1 pseudogene is annotated in these 279 nt (G+C 51.6%); it reads right to left on the bottom strand.

Going from position 1 to position 279, the window contains the following annotated elements:
* Positions 1-78: 78 nt before the first annotated feature.
* Positions 79-279, bottom strand: a pseudogene (locus SB771_RS34115) (ABC transporter permease); the annotation flags it as partial.

Genomic DNA, 279 nt, shown 5'->3' with positions numbered 1-279 from the left:
TCTGAGCTCAAGCGTTACAGGTAAGGATGCGAGCAGCTTGGGGAGACTTGAGATAAGCAATGAAAAATCAAACATGTCTCACCTTGCCAAGGTTGTAGCAGTCTTTCGCCGGGCCATGCCAAACGCATTCGTCATGGTGTAGCTCAACAGGAAGTACAGGATGCCCGCCACAAGGTAGAAGAAGAATGGTCGATTGGTTCCTTCGACCGCGAAGCCAGTACGGCGCATGAGGTCCTCAAGGCCTACGAGTGACACCAGTGCAGTTTCCTTCAAAAGCAC

This window comes from Burkholderia sp. SIMBA_051 (genome assembly GCF_046534915.1).
GTDB lineage: Bacteria > Pseudomonadota > Gammaproteobacteria > Burkholderiales > Burkholderiaceae > Burkholderia > Burkholderia ambifaria.
This window is presented reverse-complemented; position numbering and strand designations above follow the sequence as displayed.